At 75.3% G+C, this 14,605-nt stretch carries 14 protein-coding genes; 6 read left to right on the forward strand and 8 right to left on the reverse strand.

From position 1 onward, the window contains the following. The first annotated feature begins 14 nt into the window (after window positions 1-14). On the forward strand, window positions 15-194 hold the full coding sequence (locus tag ACZ4MO_RS17020; RefSeq protein WP_021482207.1) for a hypothetical protein: 180 nt from the start codon (window positions 15-17) through the stop codon (window positions 192-194). Between the two features lie 53 nt (window positions 195-247). Here the strand turns inward: ACZ4MO_RS17020 and ACZ4MO_RS17025 are convergent, their stop codons facing one another. Both ACZ4MO_RS17025 and ACZ4MO_RS17030 read right to left on the reverse strand, forming a co-directional pair. Beyond that, window positions 248-430, reverse strand: a complete 183-nt coding sequence (locus ACZ4MO_RS17025) for a hypothetical protein (protein ID WP_175009815.1) — start codon at window positions 428-430, stop codon at window positions 248-250. A gap of 11 nt (window positions 431-441) precedes the next feature. Next, window positions 442-1,323, reverse strand: a complete 882-nt coding sequence (locus ACZ4MO_RS17030) for a manganese catalase (protein ID WP_108050582.1) — start codon at window positions 1,321-1,323, stop codon at window positions 442-444. Window positions 1,324-1,757: 434 nt separating this feature from the next. Between ACZ4MO_RS17030 and ACZ4MO_RS17035 the strand changes: the two genes are divergently transcribed. Both ACZ4MO_RS17035 and ACZ4MO_RS17040 read left to right on the forward strand, forming a co-directional pair. After that, on the forward strand, window positions 1,758-2,357 hold the full coding sequence (locus tag ACZ4MO_RS17035; protein ID WP_175009816.1) for a DUF2231 domain-containing protein: 600 nt from the start codon (window positions 1,758-1,760) through the stop codon (window positions 2,355-2,357). Beyond that, complete coding sequence (locus ACZ4MO_RS17040) at window positions 2,354-3,196, forward strand: SDR family NAD(P)-dependent oxidoreductase (RefSeq protein WP_186810492.1); 843 nt, start codon at window positions 2,354-2,356, stop codon at window positions 3,194-3,196. The genes ACZ4MO_RS17035 and ACZ4MO_RS17040 overlap by 4 nt, the downstream gene beginning before the upstream one ends. On the opposite strand, the gene ACZ4MO_RS17045 is transcribed toward ACZ4MO_RS17040, so the two are convergent. From ACZ4MO_RS17045 to ACZ4MO_RS17055, 3 genes are read right to left on the reverse strand one after another with little or no spacing between them, the layout of a single operon-like run. Then, on the reverse strand, window positions 3,130-3,447 hold the full coding sequence (locus tag ACZ4MO_RS17045; protein WP_175009818.1) for a CDGSH iron-sulfur domain-containing protein: 318 nt from the start codon (window positions 3,445-3,447) through the stop codon (window positions 3,130-3,132). The two genes, ACZ4MO_RS17040 and ACZ4MO_RS17045, sit on opposite strands and share 67 nt — an antisense overlap. After that, window positions 3,444-4,448 (reverse strand): glycosyltransferase family 2 protein, encoded by a 1,005-nt coding sequence (locus ACZ4MO_RS17050; protein WP_175009819.1) that lies wholly within the window; start codon window positions 4,446-4,448, stop codon window positions 3,444-3,446. The genes ACZ4MO_RS17045 and ACZ4MO_RS17050 overlap by 4 nt, the downstream gene beginning before the upstream one ends. Further along, complete coding sequence (locus ACZ4MO_RS17055) at window positions 4,441-5,637, reverse strand: iron-containing redox enzyme family protein (protein ID WP_175009820.1); 1,197 nt, start codon at window positions 5,635-5,637, stop codon at window positions 4,441-4,443. The genes ACZ4MO_RS17050 and ACZ4MO_RS17055 overlap by 8 nt, the downstream gene beginning before the upstream one ends. Window positions 5,638-5,989: 352 nt before the next feature. On the opposite strand from ACZ4MO_RS17055, the gene ACZ4MO_RS17060 reads away from it, so the two are divergent. The 3 genes from ACZ4MO_RS17060 to ACZ4MO_RS17070 are packed head-to-tail and all read left to right on the forward strand — an operon-like array spanning window position 5,990 to window position 7,996. Beyond that, on the forward strand, window positions 5,990-6,889 hold the full coding sequence (locus tag ACZ4MO_RS17060) for a hypothetical protein (protein ID WP_175009821.1): 900 nt from the start codon (window positions 5,990-5,992) through the stop codon (window positions 6,887-6,889). Beyond that, entirely contained in the window at window positions 6,873-7,376 is a 504-nt protein-coding gene (locus ACZ4MO_RS17065; protein ID WP_083385080.1) for a phage holin family protein, read from the forward strand. Before ACZ4MO_RS17060 ends, ACZ4MO_RS17065 begins: the two co-directional genes overlap by 17 nt. Continuing rightward, window positions 7,373-7,996: a DUF3618 domain-containing protein gene (locus ACZ4MO_RS17070; protein ID WP_175009822.1), complete on the forward strand. Its 624-nt coding sequence runs from the start codon at window positions 7,373-7,375 to the stop codon at window positions 7,994-7,996. Before ACZ4MO_RS17065 ends, ACZ4MO_RS17070 begins: the two co-directional genes overlap by 4 nt. A gap of 147 nt (window positions 7,997-8,143) precedes the next feature. Here the strand turns inward: ACZ4MO_RS17070 and ACZ4MO_RS17075 are convergent, their stop codons facing one another. The 3 genes from ACZ4MO_RS17075 to ACZ4MO_RS17085 all read right to left on the reverse strand — a co-directional run bounded on the left by ACZ4MO_RS17075 (window position 8,144) and on the right by ACZ4MO_RS17085 (window position 14,467). Then, window positions 8,144-11,923 (reverse strand): PQQ-dependent sugar dehydrogenase, encoded by a 3,780-nt coding sequence (locus ACZ4MO_RS17075; protein ID WP_175009823.1) that lies wholly within the window; start codon window positions 11,921-11,923, stop codon window positions 8,144-8,146. A gap of 313 nt (window positions 11,924-12,236) precedes the next feature. Then, complete coding sequence (locus ACZ4MO_RS17080) at window positions 12,237-13,034, reverse strand: MBL fold metallo-hydrolase (protein WP_175009824.1); 798 nt, start codon at window positions 13,032-13,034, stop codon at window positions 12,237-12,239. Beyond that, window positions 13,031-14,467 (reverse strand): aldehyde dehydrogenase family protein, encoded by a 1,437-nt coding sequence (locus tag ACZ4MO_RS17085; protein ID WP_175009825.1) that lies wholly within the window; start codon window positions 14,465-14,467, stop codon window positions 13,031-13,033. Before ACZ4MO_RS17085 ends, ACZ4MO_RS17080 begins: the two co-directional genes overlap by 4 nt. Window positions 14,468-14,605 lie beyond the last annotated feature (138 nt).

Here is a 14,605-nt window from a genome sequence, read left to right on the forward strand (position 1 = left end):
CCGAGGAGGCCGACATGAGCGAGAACGACGAGCGCGGCTACGACCCCGCCGAGGACCCGGACGCCGACCCCCGGTCGCTCAACCCCCGCGAGGGGCGCCAGGCGAGCGGGTCGGGGTCGGAGGACACGGACCCCGACGCCGAGCCGGGGAACGTCAACCCGCGCACCGGCGGGGAGGCGTCGGGCGACGCCTGACGCGCGGAGCACGAGGGCCCGGGTGCGGTGCACCCGGGCCCTCGCCGTGCGGTCTACGCGGCCGCGCTCGCGACGAGCCCGCCCCCGCGAGGGGCCGTCTCGCCCCGCAGCCCGAACCGCAGGCCGAGGTGGTCCATGGTCGGCGGGAGCGGGCCCCGGGCGAGGTAGCTGCCTCTCGCGACGGCGAGGTCGAGACGCGCGACACGGGCGAGCGTGTGCGCCGCCAGGAGCAGCACGCGGTCTCCTCTCAGTCCTTGTGCAGGGCGTCCTTGACGGCGCCCTTCGCCTTCTCGAGCGTCGAGGGCTTCCCGGTCGTGCCGTGGAAGCGCTCGTCGGGCGTCGTGGGCGGCGGCATCGGGACGCCCGCGGGCGGCTCGGCCACGTAGGTGAACTCGCCCTTGCCGTCGGGGGTCGGGCCGCTCGCCCAGCGCCCCTCGGACGCATGCTCGCCGTCGGAGAAGTTGATGTACTGGTAGGACACGTCGCGGTCCTCCTTCGACAGCGGGAACGTGCTGGGCACCGGGAGCTCCTCGACGCCCTCGTCGCGCAGCTCCTGCGCCGCCGCGAGCCACTGGTTCTGGTGCATCGTGTCGCGCGCGAGCAGGAACGCCAGGAGGTCCTTCACGCCGGCGTCGTCGGTCATGTGGTAGAGCCGCGCGACCTGCACGCGGCCCTGCATCTCGGCGTTCGCGTTGGCCGTGAAGTCGGCGAGCAGGTTGCCGCTCGCGGTCACGTACCCGGCCGACCAGGGGTTGCCGTTCGAGTCGACGGGCCGTGCACCGGCCCCTGCGACGATCGCGTGCTGCGGGTCGGTGCCGCCGATGATCGCCGCCACGGTCGGGTCGTCCTGGACGGCTCCCTCGACGGCGCCGACGGGCGCCTTCTCGAGGAGCTGCGCGATCATCGTCGCGAGCATCTCGACGTGCCCGAACTCCTCGGCACCGATGCCGTAGAGCAGGTCGCGGTACTTGCCGGGGAGGTGGGCGTTCCAGGACTGGAAGCCGTACTGCATGGCCACGGTGATCTCGCCGTACTGCCCGCCCAGCACCTCCTGGAGCTTGCGGGCGTAGACGGCGTCCGGGCGGTCCGGCGTGGCCTGGTGCTGGAGCTCTTGACGGTGGAAGAACATGCTCTCTCCCTCGGGAGGTCGCCTCCCCGCACCAGCGTGCACGGGAGGACCACGGCACGCGCCCCCTTCTCGACGCGTCGAGCGTCCCTCCACCCTGTGGCCGCCGTCACCCGGTCGCATCTGGGGACGGGCGAGACGGGCGCCCGACCTCGTCGGTCCGGGCGCGGCGCCCGACGGGTCGTGGGCCGCGAGACGCCGGAACTTCACCCCCCACGGGGGACGCCGCCGCGGGAGCCGAGCCCCTAGCGTGGTGACCGTCGCGGGGCGGCCGGTGAAGAAGACCGCCGCACGCCTGCCCCGCGGCGAACCGCCCTCGTCCGAGCCCGCCGGGACGAGGGCGACGTGCGTCCGGGCCCACGCGCGCGAGCGCACGCGATCGTGCCTACGGTCGACGCAGCTTCGAGAACGGGAGCTTGACGACCTGAGGAGCCACCATGCCCGACGCCCCCGGCCCCGCCGTCCACGACGACGACTCCCCCGTCCTCCTGCGTCTCGCCCGACGGCTCGAGGACTCACCCGCACTGGACGGGCTCTCGGGCACCGTCCGCGGTGTCGCGCTCGCCCTCGTCCCCTCCCACGGGCGGCTGCGCGAGGAGCTGCACGGCCGGTCGCTCGGCCACGCCCTGCACGCGACGCTCACCGACGTGCCCGTCGGCCTCTGGACGAGCGCCGCCGTGCTCGACCTCGTCGGAGGCGAGCGCAGCGCGCCCGCGGCGCAGCGCCTGATCGGGCTCGGCGTCCTCACGGTCGCGCCGACCGCGCTCACGGGACTCGCCGACTACCTCGACGTCGACCGCCGCGCGCGCCGCGTCGGCGCGGTCCACGCGGCCCTCAACTCGGGCGTCTCGCTGCTCTACGGGGCGTCGTGGCTGCTGCGCCGCGGGGGCCGACGCCGGTCGGGCGTCGCCGTGTCGCTCGCCGCCTACGGTCTCGCCGGCGCGAGCGCGTTCCTCGGCGGCCACCTGGCCCAGGCGCTGCGCGAGCCGCCCGCCGAGGTCGCGCTCGGCGACGACGACGTCCCGGACCTCCCGTGACGCCGCGGCCCCCGGCGGTCGTGCGGGACCGCGCGAACGCGCTCGTGACGGGTGCGACGAGCGGCATCGGGCGCGCGGTCGCGCACGAGCTCGCCCGCCGCGGGCACGACGTCCTGGTCGTCGCCGACCGCGACGTCGACGCGACCATCGGCGAGCTGGCCGCGCACGGCGGGACGCACGAGGGCCTCACGGTCGACCTCACGACGCCGCGCGGCGTCGAGGCCACCGCCCGACGGGCGCGCGAGCTCGGCGTCTCGACCGTCGTCCTCAACGCAGGCGTCGGGGTGCACGGCGCGTACGCGCGCACCCCGCTCGAGGCGCAGCTGCGGCTCGTCGACCTCAACGTGCGCTCCGTCGCCCACCTGACGCACCTGCTCCTGCCCGACCTCCTCGCCGAGGGGCACGGTCGGCTGCTGGTCACGGCGTCCGTCGCGGGCGAGATGCCGGCCCCGCACTTCGCCACCTACGCGGCGTCGAAGGCGTTCCTCCGGTCGTTCGCGTGGTCGCTGCGCGGCGAGCTCGCGGGCACGGGCGTGACGGTCACCGCCCTCCTGCCCGGCCCCACCCGGACCCCGTTCTTCCGGGAGGCCGGCATGGAGCGCACGCACGTGGGACGCCTGCCGAAGCCGAGCGTCGCCGCGGTGGCGCGGCAGGCCGTCGACGCGCTCGTCCACGGCCGGCCGGAGGTCGTCCACGGCGTCCAGGGCAAGGCCATGCTGGCGGTCGCCCGCGTCCTGCCGCAGCCGGCGCGGGCCGCGTTCCACGGCTGGTTCTACGCGCCCGTCCCGCCCTCGCTGGCCGTGCCGCGGGCCGCGTCGTCGGGCTCGCCGCTGCGGTAGCCGTTCACCTTGTGCGTCCCGTCGCACCACGGCGGGATGGCCGTGCCCCCGCAGCGGCACAGGGCGACCGTCGCGCGGCGCCGCTCGATCTCGCGGCCCTGCTGGTCGACGAGGCGCGCGGGCCCGCGGACGAGGAGCGGCCCGTCCGGGCACGCCGTGACGGTGACCTCCTCCACCCGCGACTCGACCCGCCACTCCACCCGCGACTCCGCCCGGGGCTCCTCGCCCGACGTCCGCCCGGTGCCCGTCATGCGGCCACCGCCCGCGCCGTCGCGCCACGCAGCGCGGCCGTCGAGTGCGCGGCGCGGCGGATCCGCGTGCCGGCGTACGGCACGCCGCCGCGGGCGCGCCAGGCGACCGCGACCCACACGCACACGGTCCGCTCGACCAGCCACGCGGGAGCCCACAGCGCCGACGACGCGGGCCACGCCGCGGTGCCCCCCGCGCGGCGTCGTCCCGCCTCGGCCAGCACGACCGCGCTCGCCAGCACCGCGGTCAGCGCGCCCAGCCAGGCCGCGCGCGCCGTGCCCCGACCCCGCACCGTCCCCACGACGCACGCACCGAGGAGCGGGGCGAGCGCGAGCTCTGCCGTGAGCCGCGCGGGCTGGGCGAACGAGTCGTAGGCCTGGCGCACGCGCTGCTCGACGAACTTCCGCGTCGTCGGTGGGCGACGGGCGACGAGCAGGTCGGGCCGGTACACGACCGTCCTGGCGTGGGCGCGCAGCGTGCGCTCGAGCTCGAGGTTCTCGAACAGCACGCGGGCGTCGTACCCGTCGGGGCCGAGCGCGTCGCGCCGCAGCACCACCGTGCCGCCCCAGTCGTGGCCGAGCGCGCGGTTGACGAGCGAGCGCGCGGTGTCCCAGCGCGCGTGCCACGGCAGGGGGTCGAACACGTTCTGCGGCACGACGGCGTCGGCGTCGTCGAGCGCCGCGAGCGCCCGGTCGAGCGTCGCGGCGTCCCAGCGCACGTCGTCGTCCGCGACGACGACGCGCGGCGCGGTCGTCGCGGCCAGGGCGGCGAGCACGCCGACGACCTTCCCGTTGCAGCCCGAGGGCGGCGGGCCGACCTCGACGGTCCGCGCCGACCCGCCCCACGCGGCGGCGTGGAGCGCACGGACGGGACCGGGCGACCCGTCCGCCACGACGACCTCGACGTGGCGCGCGAGGTCGCGCAGGTAGGCGGACAGGTCCGCCGTCGCCGCCTCGTCGGGCTGCTCGCGGCGCAGCGGCAGCACGTAGGTCACGTCAGCCACGCAGCGCGTCGCCCTCCTGCACCGGGTCCGGGCCCGGCTGTGGCCCGACGGCCGGCGCGAGCGGCACGCGCAGGGCCGAGACGCCCTGCTGCCAGCGCTCGAGCGCGTGGGCGGCCACGTCACCCTCGACGGCCAGGCACGCGGCCGCGCCGAGCAGGACGTCGTCCCGCAGCGCCGGCTCCTGCTCGACGAGGCGGCCCGCGAGGTCGCGCGCGGCGATCTGCTCGTGCACCGCGTCGGCCTCGACGTGCTCGTCGAAGTACCAGGTGGTGTCCGCGTCGTGCCCGAGGCGGCGGAAGCCGTTGCCGTACAGGCGGCTCGGCACCGACGACGTCATCTCGAACGCGGCGAGGTGGCCGACGATCGCGCCGCGCAGGCGCCGGTGCAGGCCGAACAGCGACATCGTGTTCAGGGCCGCGAGCACGACCGCGGGCACGGCGTCGACGTAGCGGCCGTAGGTGTCGTCGAGCCCGACGCCGCGCATCGCCCGCGCGAACAGCTCGGCGTGCATGCGGCCGGGTCGACCGCCGCCGTACTCGTCCGCCTGGATCTCCACGAGCGCCGCCTTGGGCACGCCCGCGAGCCGCGGGACGGCCCACGTGTGCGGGTCGGCTTCCTTGAGCTGGTAGAGGGACTTCAGCGCGAGGAGCTCGCGCGCCTGCCCGGCGTCGGCGCGTTTCGCGACGTACCGCGACAGGCTCGGGCCGTCGTCGGCCGCCGCGAGCTCGAACAGCCGTCGCGCGACGCCGGCCGCGTCGGTCGCATCGCACGTCGGCTGGCCGGCGCGCTCGCGCACCGCGGCCTCGAACGGGGCCTCGATCCGCGCGCGCACCGCGAGCAGCGGCGGGTCCCACTCCCAGTCGTCGTCGACACCCTCGACCCCCCGGTAGTGCAGCTCGTAGAGGAGGGTGAGGGCGAGCTGGACGTCCTCGTCGCGCAGGATCTCCGCGGCCGCCGCGTCCAGCGCCGGCCCGACGGCGTCCTCGACCGGGCGCAGGCGGTCGGCCGCACCCGGGGGCTCGACGAGCGCGGCGAGGAGCGCGGCGCTCAGCGGGCCTCGTGGGCGGGGCAGCGGCAGGCGGCCCGTCGCCGGCGCCGACGGAGCACCGGGCACGGGCCCGTCCGACGGACCGGTCGCGGTCGCCGACCCGGCGGTGGGGACGTGGGCGGGGAGGGCGGTGGAGGTCATCACGGGTTCCTGACGCTCGCGCGGACGGCGCCCCTGCTCGACGCCACCGCCATGCTCCCCACGGACCGCCCGACTCGCGAGCCGAACCGGCCCCCGGGCGGGCGGCCGACGGCACATCAGCCCTGCTGGGAGCCCTGCGGGGAGGTCGCGACGGTGCGTGACGCCTCGGCTGCACGAGAGGGCCGCTCGCCACCTGAGCGCGACCACCCGCTCCAGTTGTGTGCGCGCGGTCCGCGCCTAGCGTGGGGGGTGGTCCAGGAGGTGGCCGTACCGGCGGAGCGAGAGCCCGGCACGGCTACCGCTCCGTCGCCAGTCACGCCGCACGAGCGGCGACGACGACGGGAGTCCGACCATGAGCGAGACGAACGTGCCGTACGGCTCGGGGCCCGGTTCGCCGGGTGTCGGGACGGCGCAGGACACCGGGGACAGCGGCGGCGCCGCGGCCGGGGTGAAGCAGCGCGCGAGCGAGGCCGCGTCCCACGCCGGCGACGCCGGCCGGGAGGTCGCGCAGGACGCGAAGGAGAAGGCGCGCGACGTCGCGCACGAGGCCACGGACCGCGCACGCGGCCTGGTCGACCAGACGAGGACGGAGCTCAGCGACCAGGCACGCACGCAGCAGGAGCGCCTCGCGGGCGGGCTGCGGTCCCTCGGTGACGAGCTCCGTCAGATGGCGGACGGCACCGAGGACCCGGGCTACGCGACCGACTTGGTGCGGCGCGCCGGGGACGCCACCGGGCAGGTGGCGCAGTGGTTCGAGGACCGTGAGCCCGCGTCGGTGCTGCACGAGGTCGAGAGCTTCGCCCGGCGCCGTCCGGGCACGTTCCTCCTCCTCGCCGCCGGGGCCGGCCTGCTGGTCGGGCGGCTCGTGCGCGGCATGAAGGACGCGCCGGACACCGGCTCCGACCGCGCGCAGGACGGCGGCACCGGGTCGACGTCCGGGTCGACGACGTCCGCGACGCGCGGCGCGCACGCCGCACCGCTCGGCACGACCACGGGCTCGACCGGCGGGTCGACCACGGCGACGACCACCGGCACGACCGGGACCACCGGCGTGCCGGGCACGACCGGCGGCGCGGGGACCGGCGCGCCCGACATCGGCACGGCGGGCGCGTACCCGGGCCTCGCGAACGACCGCCTGGCGCACGACCCCGACGTCCCGACGTCGGCCGAGGGCGTTCCCCCGACGTACCCGCCCACGACGCCCGGCTCGGGCGCCCGGCCGGGAGGTGGCCCCGATGTCGTACACCCCTGACCCGTTCGCCGCGGCGGGCACCGGCCGGCACACGACGGGCAGCGGCCCCGACCCGGGCGTGGCCACGCCGCAGCCCGTGCCGACGTCCGCGGACCAGCAGGCCGAGCAGCAGAGCATCGGCGAGCTCGTCGCCGAGGTGAGCCGCGACCTGTCGACGCTCATGCGCCAGGAGGTCGAGCTCGCCAAGGCGGAGGCCAAGCAGTCGGCGCAGCGCGCCGGGAAGGGCGCCGGGATGCTCGCCGGCGCCGGGGTGGCGGGCCACATGGTCCTGCTGTTCCTCTCCGTGGCGCTGTGGTGGGCGCTCGGCGCCGTCATGGGCCGCGGCTGGTCGGCCGTCGTCGTCGCGGTGCTGTGGGCGATCGTCGCCGCGGTGCTCGCGGCGCGCGGACGCAAGGAGCTGCGCACGGTCGAGGGCATGCCCGAGACCACGGACACCCTCAAGAAGATCCCGAACGCCGTCCGAGGACACGAGGAGAAGAACTCATGAGCACCAGCGATCCGGAGGAGATCCGGGCGGACATCGAGCGCACGCGGACCGAGCTGAGCCGCGACGTCGACGCCCTCGGGGAGAAGGTCAAGCCCAGCAACGTGGCGCGCCGCCAGGTGGACCGGGTGCGGTCGGGCGTGACGAGCGTCAAGGACCGCGTCATGGGCAGCGCCCACGACACGGTCGACTCGGCCCGGGACACGTCGCACGGCGTCGCCGACCGCGGGCGCGAGGCGGCCTCGTCGGTCGCCGACTCGGCGCGCAGCACGGCGTCCTCGGTCGCCGACACCGTGGGCTCCGCCCCGCGGGCGGTGCGCGAGCAGACGCAGGGCAACCCCCTCGCCGTCGGCCTCGTGGCCTTCGGCGTGGGGCTCGTCGTCGCCTCCCTCCTCCCGTCGAGCCGCGCCGAGCAGCGCGCCGCCGTCGGGGTCAAGGAGAAGGCGGCGCCGCTCGTCGAGGACGTGAAGTCCACGGCGCAGGAGGTCGTGCAGGATCTCAAGGAGCCCGCGAAGGAGGGCGCCGAGGCCGTCCGCGACGCCGCGAAGGACGCCGCGCAGTCCGTGGGGCAGCACGGCAAGGAGGCCGCGGCGGACGTCCGCGACCAGGTCAAGGAGGGCTGACAGCCCGCACGACGGCGGCCCGGGTGACGCGTACGTCACCCGGGCCGCCGTGCGTGTGCGGAGCGGTCGGTGCCCGGACGCGCGAGCGCCGGGTGAGGCGGCGTCGGACGTCCGCCTCACCCGGCGTTCCTGCGCGTCAGGCCGGTGTCAGCCGCACGACAGCGCGTCGTGCTCGGCCGTGACCGTGGCCGTCCTCCCCTCGGCGTCGGTGGCGGTGACCGTCGCGGAGCCGGCCTCGACCTCGCCGGAGCGGACCGCGAACGACTGGTAGGCGTTCGCACCCGGGGCGACGTTCTCGACCGTCTTCGTGCCGTACGGCGTCTCGAGCGTCACCGTGAGCGGGACGTCGTCCTCGTTGAGGGCGCGGACCGCGACGTAGGTCTTGCCCGCGAGGCAGCGCGCCTGCGCGGTCGCCGTGACGTCGGGCCCGGCCTCGCCGGCGGGGACGCCGGTGAGGTACTCGAAGCCGTGGGCCGCGAAGTCCTCGCCGTCGGGCGCCTGGTCCCACTCGAGGACGTAGTACGCGACGCCGGCCTCCTGCGCCGCCGTGAGGATCTCCTGGAGCGGCACCTCGCCCTCGCCCAGGTTGGTGAACGACGGGCGGCCGCCCGCGTTCAGGCCCGTGGCGTCCTTGACGTGGAGCAGCTCGATCCGGTCGCCGTACTGCTCGATGAGCGCCGGGACGTCGACGCCCGCGTGGGCGGCCCACGCGACGTCGAGCTGGAACGTGACGTACTCGGGGTTCGTCTCGCGGACCAGGATCTCCCAGGCCGAGAGCGTCTCCCCCTCGTGCTCGTACGTCGTGCGGAACTCGCCGTCGTGGTTGTGGCCGAAGAACTTCGTGAAGCCGGCGTCGACCGCCCGCTCCCCGAGCCGGTTCATGGCCTCGGCCGTCGCGAGCGTGTTCTCGTAGGTGCCGATCCCCGGCGCGGGCCAGCCGCCCGAGCCGACGTACTCCTGGCCGAGCGTCCCCACGTAGTCCAGGGTCGCGTCGAACGTGGCCTCGTCGACGTTGTAGTGCGACGACTTCACGCTCAGGCCGTAGGAGTCGGCCAGCGCACGGAACTCCTCGGCGGTGTAGCCGGAGAAGTTGCCGCCGAAGGGCTCGATGTTCTTGAAGCCGATCTCCGACAGGCGCTCGAGCACGGCCGGGAGGCCCGCCTCGTTGACCCACGGGATGAGCGAGAACATCTGGATGGACACCTGCTCGGCCGGCACGACGACCGGCTCGGTGCTGCCCTCGCCCACGGCGAACGTCACCGCGTCGACGTCCACGCCACCGGTGGTCGTCACGACGACCGAGCCGGTGCCCTCGGGCACGCTGCTCAGCGTCTGCGTGACGTCCTGCCAGCCCTCGCCCGTGAAGGCGAAGTCGGCGAGCGGCTCGGTGGCCTCGGCCCCCGCGCCCTGCCAGCTCAGCGTGACGGTGCCCTCGCCGCTGCCGCGGACGGTGACCTCGTCGACGGCCTCGCCCGTCGGGGCGTGCACGAGCGCGAGCGGCCGGTAGGTGAACGAGTCGCCCTCGTCGAACGAGGTGACGTAGCGGCCGGCGTTCGCCGCCGGGTCCTCGACGACCTCGACGCCCTCGGCCGCGTCGTACCACTCGGCCTGCTGCGCCTGCGGCTTGAGGATGTGCGTGGCCTCGCCGGTGATGGCGGGGACGTCACCCTGGGCCTTGTCCGTGTACGTGACGACCAGCGTGCCGAAGATCTTCTCGCCCTCGCCGTGCTCGACGGCGTCGGGGCTCGTCTGGATCGTGAAGCCGCAGCCGTCCTCGGTGACCGCGGCGCGCCCGCTCACCTCGGGGTGGGCGTGCTCGTTGTGGCCGAGGCCGAACGTGTACTGGATGTTGGTGCACACCGGCTCGTCGCCGTCCTCGGCGTCCTGCACCGAGACGGTGTACGGGACGGCGTCGCCCCAGTCGAAGACGGCCCCGTCGGGCTGGCTCAGCGTGATCTCCGGGGCGGTGTTGCCGACGGTGACCTGCTGGATCGCGAGGCCGAAGTTGCCCTCCGGGTCGGTGACGCGCAGCTGCACCGCGAACCGCCCGCGCTCGGTGAACGTGTGCGTCACCGTCTCGCCCTGCGCGTCGTACTCGCCGTCGGCGTCGAAGTCCCAGTCGAAGGTCAGGCCCTCGTTCGGGGTCTCCGCGTCCGTGGTCGCTGAGGCGTCGAACGTCACCTCGAGCGGCGCGTCGCTGCCCGACACCGGGGAGGCGGAGATCGCCGCGCGCGGCGTCTTGTTCTCCGACCCGTAGGTGATGCGGTACAGCCCGGCGTCCGGGTTCTGGCGGAAGAAGCCGTCCCCGTACTCCAGGACGTACATGGACCCGTCCGGACCGAACTCCATGTCCATGACGTTGTCCCAGATCGGCTGGTTCACCGTCTCCAGGTGCGCGTTGGGCAGGAAGTCCTCGACCGCGGTGACCTCACCGGCCGACGAGAGCTCGTCGAGCGTGAACGCGACGACGTAGTCCTGGGAGAACTCCGCCATGAACGGCTTGCCGTCCCAGTACGCGGGGAACTTGCCCGGCGCGTCGGGGTAGTCGGCAGAGCGGAAGATCGGGCCGCCCATGGGCGCCTGGCCGCCGCCGCCCAGCTCGACCAGCGGGTCGAGCAGCTCCGGCTGGTCGCCGGGGCGGTCGCCGTAGTAGACCTGCGGCGCGGTGGCCGGCGGGACGACGTCCAGACCGGTGTTCCACGTGGAGTTGTTCTTCGCGCCGGCCTCGCAGTCGAACCACTCGCCGGGCGTGCCCGTCGCGAAGTCCCACTCGTTGTAGTTCGCGTTGGGCCCGTGGCAGTAGGGCCAGCCGCCGTTGATCGGCTCGGTCGTGAGCTGCCACTCGACGTAGCCCATCGGGCCGCGGTCGGGGTTCGCGTTCGCCGCGTCGGGACCGTAGTCGCCCCAGACGAGCGCGCCGGACTCGAGGTCGTAGTCGATCCGGAAGGGGTTGCGCACCCCCATCACGTAGATCTCCTCGCGCACCAGGTCCTCGGACCCCTCGTACTGCGGGTCGTCGAAGAGGTTGCCCTCGGGGATCGTGTACGTGGTGCCGGGCCCGACCTCCGTGCCGGGGGCGATGTCCTCGATCGGGTTGATCCGCAGGATCGCGCCGCGCAGGTCGTTCGTGTTGCCCGCGCTGCGGCGGTCGTCGAACCCGGGGTTCATGCCGGGCGCGTTGTTGTTCGGGGCGTACCCGTCGGCGCCGGGGGCGCCGGCCGGGGTGTTGTCACCCGTGGACAGGAAGAGGTTGCCCTCGGCGTCCCACGCCATGTCGGCGCCGACGTGGCAGCACTGGCCGCGCTGCGCGTCGACCTTGAGGATCGCGCGCTCGCTGTCCAGGTCGAGCGTGCTGCTCTCCGCGTCCCACGTGAACCGCGAGAGCTGGTTGTAGCCCAGCCAGCGGTCCCAGTAGCTCTCGTCCTCGCCCGCGGGGAGCGAGTTCGGCGCGCTGCCCTGCGGCGTCGTCTCGGGGTACTCGACCCCGGTGGGCGAGGTGCCCTCCATGACGCGGGGCGCGTACACGAGGTAGACGAACCCGTTCTCCTCGAAGTCCGGGTCCAGGGAGATGCCCTGCAGCCCGTCCTCGGAGTTGGCGTAGACGTCGAGCTTCGCGATCTGCGTCGTCCGCCCGGTCGCGGTGTCGGTGAGGCGGACGACGCCGTCGCGCGCCGTGTGCAGGACCCGCGAGTCGGGCAGGACGGCGAGGTCGATCGGCTCGCCGGTGTCCTTGCTCAGCAGGACCTTCTCGTAGTTGTTCCAGTCGAGTGCCGCGTCGTCCTGCGCGGCCTCGGCGGCGGTCTCGTCCCCGCCGTGGCCGGGGTGCGCGCTCGCACCGCTCAACGCGAGCGGGACGAGCAACGCGGCGGACAGCGCCGCCGCGGCACCTCGGGCGAGCCTGCGTCGGCTCGTGGATGGTCTGTGCACAACGTCCTCCTTGACGTAGATCGAGGAGCCCGTGGTCCCCGACCAGCAGCGCGGCACCTGTGCTCGATGCCGCTGCTCGACGATCGCCGCTGATCGGTCGACCCGGATGGGTGGACGGCCCCGGGGACCGGGGCCTGCGCGGCGCCGTCCTGGCCCCGCGCTGCGTTCGACCCTAGGTCGGACTTTCGCTGCTGCCAAGTCAGAAGTTGAAATATCGAGACGAAAAGTTCGGCCGGGCTGCTCACGAAAACCGACCAGGAGGTCGCTGTTCCTGGTGGGTCGGCGGGTGGGCACCCGCGGCGAGCGCCTGCCGTCAGTCGACCCGGAGGTCGACCGTCGCACCCCGCGCCACGGGCCGGATCTCGACCCCGGGCAGCTCCGGCGACCGTGCGAGGAAGTCGCGCAGCGGGCTGCGGAACACGCCGTAGTCGTCGTGGTGGACCGGGACGACGAGCGGCACGCCGACGCGCCGCACGAGGTCCGCGCCCTGCACGTCGTCCATCGTCACGGTGCGGCCGAGGATGCGCGTCCCGCCCAGGTGCGCCACCACCGAGTCGAGGTGCGGGAACGCGTCCGCGACGACGTCGACGTGGTCGCCCGTGAGCGTGTCGCCCGTGACGTAGACCTGGGTCTGGCGGTCGCCGTCGACGCGGTGGGTGTAGACGGTGCCCATGACCTCCGGCAGCAGGGAACGCATGACGCCGCGCGCGTGGATGGCCGGGACCGACTCCACGTCGAGCGTCTCCTTGCCCGCGCGGAACGTCTCGATCGTGCCGGTCGGCATGCCGACCGTCGCGAAGTGGTGCCGCGCCAGGCGCCGCGCCGCGGACGGCGTGGTGAGGAGCGGCACCTGCCGCGTCAGGCCGCGCCGCGCGACCCGGTCGAAGTGGTCGCCGTGCAGGTGGGACAGGACGATCGCGTCGAGCGGCGGGAGGCCCGTCGGCCCGAACGCGGGCTGGGTGCGGCGCCGCGACGCGAGGCCCTTGCCGAGGTAGGCCCACTGGCCGCGGTGCAGGAAGTTCGGGTCGGTGAGCACCGTGAAGCGCCCGAACCGCAGGAGCGCCGTCGCCGTCCCGCCGAACGTGAGCGTCGCGCCCGCGCGGCGCCTCACGGCTCCCCCAGCGCCTCGAGGTGGACGGCCTTGCGCACGGTCATCTCGTCGAGCAGGTCCGGCCCGTACCCGGCGCCGCCGCCGCTGCCGCGCCGCGGGTCGGCCGACCCGCCCGGCGCGCCCCCGAACACGGCGTTGACCTTGACCGTGCCGACGTCGAGCACGTCCGCCGCGCGCAGCGCGTGCGCGAGCGACGGCGTGAGCACGGTCGCCGCCAGCCCGTACGCCGACGCGGACGCACGACGCAGGCCCTCGTCGAAGTCGGCGACGCGCACGACCGGCGCGACGGGGCCGAACGTCTCCACCGTGAGCAGGTCGACGTCGTCCGGGCACCGGTCGAGCACCGTGGGCGCGTAGAACGACCCGGTCCGGTCGAGCCGCCGGCCGCCCGTCACGACCTCGGCCCCCGCCGCGAGCGCCCCCTGCACGTGCTCCTCGACGACGGCGAGCTGCGCGTCGTCGACGAGCGGGCCCATGGTCGTCGCGTCGTCGGCCGGGTCACCCACCACGACCTCGTCCGCGAGGCGCGCGAGCTCGGCGACGACCGCGTCCGCGACCTCCTCGACGACGTACGCCCGCTCGACGGCGGTGCACAGCTGGCCGCCGTTGGTGAACGCGCCCGTGGCGATCTGCCGCGCGGCGAGGACCGGGTCGACGCCCGCGTCCACGACGAGCGGGTCCTTGCCGCCGTTCTCGAGCAGCACCTTCGCCCCGCGCGCGCCCGCGGCGGCGGCGATGCGCCGTCCCGCGGCGGTGGAGCCGACGTGCGCGACCAGGGCGACGCCGTCGTGCGCGACGACGGCCGCGCCCGTCGCGCCGTCGCCGCTGACGACGCGCAGGACGTCCGGCGGGAGCGCGCCCGCCACGATCTCGGCGAGGCGCACGCCGGGAGCGTCGCTGCGCTCCGACGGCTTGTGCACCACCGTGTTCCCGGTGACGAGCGCCGCGGCGAGCAGCCCGGCGGCCGCCGGGTAGGGGTCGTTCCACGGCGTGATCACCGCGACGACGCCGCGCGGCTCCCGGCGCACGACGTCGAGCGCGGCGGGATCGCCCGCGAGCACCCGACCGGCCCGGCCCAGACCCGCGACGGCGGCCTCGTCGAGCAGGTCGGCGGCGACCTCGGCCGACGCGCGCGCCTCGGCCCGCAGGCGTCCGGTCGTCGTGCACAGCAGGTCGCCGAGCTCGTCGACGGCGGCGCGCACCGCGCGGGCGGCGGCGCGCAGGGCACCGGCCCGCTCCCCCGGCGGCGTCGCGCGCCACGCGGGCCAGGCGGCCTCGGCGGCGCGCACCGCGGCGTCGACCTCGTCGGCGTCCGCGCAGCGGACCGGGGCGGCGGGCCTGCCCGTGGCCGGGTCGGCCCGCTCGAGGCGGCGCTCGCCCGCGGCCGGCGCGGACGGGTCGGGCTGGGTGGTGGGTGCGGTGGTCGTGGTCATGCGGGCCTCCCGGGGTCGCACGAAGAGAAACACCCGTCGGTGCGACGTCGGCGTGCGAGAGCCGCTTCTCCGGGTCAGGGTGAAGTCGGGTTGCAGCAGAGCCGACCCGCACGTGCCAGGTCGAGTGCCCCCTTTCTC

The organism is Sphaerisporangium cinnabarinum (assembly GCF_055567015.1).